This window comes from Vibrio sp. QJM3NY_26 (genome assembly GCF_057786005.1).
Genome location: NZ_CM173515.1, coordinates 1,997,987 through 2,001,489, shown reverse-complemented (window position 1 = coordinate 2,001,489; position 3,503 = coordinate 1,997,987). Strand labels below are relative to the sequence as shown.

The 3,503-nt window shown below is 40.7% G+C and carries 2 protein-coding genes; both read right to left on the bottom strand.

Annotation, left to right across the window (positions count from 1 at the left end):
* Nucleotides 1–112: 112 nt before the first annotated feature.
* Nucleotides 113–877, bottom strand: coding sequence for a transporter substrate-binding domain-containing protein (locus AC3CH4_RS08960; protein WP_488542843.1), 765 nt, complete (start codon nt 875–877; stop codon nt 113–115).
* 262 nt (nt 878–1,139) lie between these two features.
* Complete coding sequence (locus AC3CH4_RS08955; RefSeq protein ID WP_065204781.1) at nt 1,140–2,906, bottom strand: sodium:solute symporter family transporter; 1,767 nt, start codon at nt 2,904–2,906, stop codon at nt 1,140–1,142.
* Between the last annotated feature and the right edge of the window lie 597 nt (nt 2,907–3,503).

Sequence of the window (3,503 nt, the reverse complement as noted above, 5' to 3'; positions counted from 1 at the left end):
TGCGCCCTAGGTATTAGAATCTAACGATTAAACTAAAGGCGAACCACAAAACCAAACGAAATAGGCCAGCAATGCTGGCCTATTTTTTTGCTCTGTATAAACCACAACAAGATTATTTTAGCGAGTTGTGGATCAGGAACTCTTCTTCAACGCCTTTCAATTTCATTTCATCCATAATGAAGTTCACCGTGTTCAACAAACGTTGTTCACTTTTTGGTATCAGATAACCGAATTGGCTGTTGGTGAACGGTGTTTCACAGCGAGCAGCTTCAAGACGTTCATCAGTCACTTGATAGAACAGACCTTCAGGGGTTTCTGTCACCATCACATCAACTTTACCTTCCGCAACGGCTTGCGGAACGTCTAGGTTGTTCTCGTAACGTGTAAAGCTCGCGTCTTGCAAGTTAGCATCCGCAAAAATCTCGTTAGTCCCACCGATATTAACGCCAACACGCACCGAAGAAAGGTTCACTTTCTCAATGCTGTTGTATTGTTCTGCTTTGCCTTTCGCAACTAAGAAACACTTACCAAAGGTCATGTAGCCTTGAGTTTGTTCTGCGTTTAACTGACGCTGCATTTTACGTGTGATACCGCCCATCGCGATGTCGTATTTATCGCTGTCTAGATCGGTCAGTAGATCTTTCCATGTGGTACGAACAATCTGTAATTCAACGCCCAACTGCTCAGCAACATGCTTGGCTACGTCAATGTCATAACCAGAGTAGGTTTTACCGTCGAAGTAAGAAAAAGGCTTGTAGTCGCCTGTGGTGCCAACGCGAAGTGTGCCTGATTTTTGGATGTCTTCTAATTGGTCAGCTTGTGCTACACCAGAAACTGCCAGAGTAATGGAAGCAAGTAATAGTGATGTTTTTTTCATTGTAATTATCTGTTGTGTTTGTGTTGTCATTCAAAGTAACAGAAAGAAAAGCAGAAAGAGATCAAACCATTGGAAATGGTTGTCAAGAAGATGAACACCGAGGGAAGGTTAGGGGATTTGCATAGAGTCTTGAAAATAGAGGCATGTACGTATTAAGTTCTATTTTGATAAATCGTAGGCAACAAAAAGCCCATGTTCTCGAATGAGTAACATGGGCTTCATTATTGGTTTAACTTGTTAGCTGCTTATTTTAGCTGTTTAGCTACTTAGCAACTGACTCGTTGTTCATCTTAGCCGGACCTTTAGATGCATTAACCAGTAGGATACCAACGGTTAGTACCATCGAACCACATAGTAAGAACAACAAGCGTCCTGTTGGTTCGTTTGGAATTAGAGCCATTGCTAGAATACCGAAACCTGCTGTGCTGATAAGCTTACCAAGCATTGAACGCTGTTTAGTATCTAGGTTTTGTTGCTCTTCACCTTCAGCAACAAGTGGTGTATTCCAGTTAGTAAACAATGTATCAACTTCTTTCTCACGCTCAGTTGATAAAGGTTTATAGAAGAATTGAGTTGCTAAGAAGAAGCCACCAGTAAAGATTACGTGTGCAGCTAAGCTTAAGCCAACTTTAAGATCTGCCCACTCACGACCAGTCAATTGTTGCTCTAAACCAAATAGGTGTTCAATATCTTCTGCTTGTAGAGAAATACCAAAGATGTAAGAAACAAAACCACCGACAATCAATGTAGTCCAAGCCGACCAATCTGGTGTTTTACGAATAATCATACCTAGGAAGATTGGAATAAGCATTGGGAAGCCGATTAATGCACCCACGTTCATTACGATATCAAATAAGCTTAAGTGACGTAACGAGTTAATGTATAGGCCAATCGAGATAATGATTATACCCATCAGAATTGTCGTTAGCTTACTTACAATCACGAGTTCTTTTTGCTCTGCATTCTTGCGAAGAACAGGGCTATAGAAGTTCATTACAAAGATGCCAGCGTTACGGTTCAAACCTGAATCCATAGAAGACATTGTTGCAGCGAACATCGCAGACATTAATAGACCAACCATACCTGCTGGCATTACGTTTTGTACGAATGCTAGGTAAGCAGCATCACCCGCTTTATCACCCATTGAAGCGTACTCCAATGCGAAATCAGGCATGAATGCACTTACGTACCAAGGTGGTAGGAACCAGATAAGAGGGCCAACAACCATTAGGATACATGCTAAGCCTGCCGCTTTACGCGCATTTTCACTGTCTTTAGCACATAAGTAACGATAAGCATTGATACTGTTATTCATTACACCGAACTGCTTCACAAAGATGAAAACAACCCATAGTACGAATACACTTACATAGTTGAGGTTATTCCCCAACATGAAGTCACCTTGGAAATTATCAACAATGTTCGTAATGCCACCACCGTGGAAGTAAGCAGCAACCGCACAAGTGATCGTAACCGCCATGATAACTAGCATTTGCATGAAGTCAGATGCGACAACGGCCCAAGACCCACCAGTTACCGACATGATGACTAACACAGCACCGGTGAAGATGATGGTGGTTTCCATAGGGATATTAAATACAGCAGCAACAAAGATTGCTAGACCATTTAGCCAAATACCTGCAGAAATTAGGCTGTCCGGCATACCGAACCAAGTAAAGAACTGCTCTGAAGTTTTACCAAAACGCTGTCTGATTGCTTCAATCGCGGTTACAACACGAAGTTGACGGAACTTTGGGGCAAAGTACATGTAGTTCATGAAATAACCAAATGCATTGGCTAAGAACAGAATTACAATAACAAAACCATCGGAGAATGCGCGTCCTGCGGCTCCAGTAAACGTCCATGCTGAAAACTGTGTCATGAAGGCGGTTGCACCAACCATCCACCACAACATTTTGCCGCCCCCTCTGAAGTAATCACTAGTCGACGTGGTGAACTTACGGAACATCCAACCAATAGCGATTAAAAAGAAGAAGTAGGCGAGAACAACAAAAGTATCAATAGTCATCTTTTCAGCCTTTTAAATATCATAATTAACTGGGCTTAGATTAACGCGTCCAAAGGTTTATTTGTACTACAATATGCCTTTAGTATGATCTAGGTCGCATTGATTTTTTAGTACACACGACAAGTTGGATTAACTTGTTGTTTTTGTTGGCTTTAATTGTTTTTATGAATTACTCTAGATCCAAGGTAAATTGAAGATCAAATGTTTATATGTATTACAATATAAGTAGTAAGGCTTTAGTTTACCTTATTTATAAGATTTTAATTATAACCGTAACAAATGTGCTACAACTGAACGTGGTTGTGCGACGGGATTCACGTTAAATCTCTGTACTAAATCGCAAAATATTGTTTCTAGCATTTAAGTGTAGCTTATTGTTTTTATGTCGCTATTTTCTATTTCACGCCCTGAATTGCTCATTATTTATCCGTACTATTTATCTACGCGATTTATCCGCTCAATTTTTCTGCTGTTCTTGTGTTTAGAGTCTTGGTTTGTCCAACCGCTCGAAATTGGAGTAGGCGCTAGCGAGAATTATACCCGATATCCGATATCCGATAAGCGATAATCATAGCCATAAGCCTTGTATTGCTTCAT

Excerpts from the sequence above, each read along its gene's own strand:
- AC3CH4_RS08960 (WP_488542843.1), bottom strand. The coding sequence starts at position 877 with ATGAAAAAAACATCACTATTACTTGCTTCCATTACTCTGGCAGTTTCT.
- AC3CH4_RS08955 (WP_065204781.1), bottom strand. The coding sequence starts at position 2,906 with ATGACTATTGATACTTTTGTTGTTCTCGCCTACTTCTTCTTTTTAATC.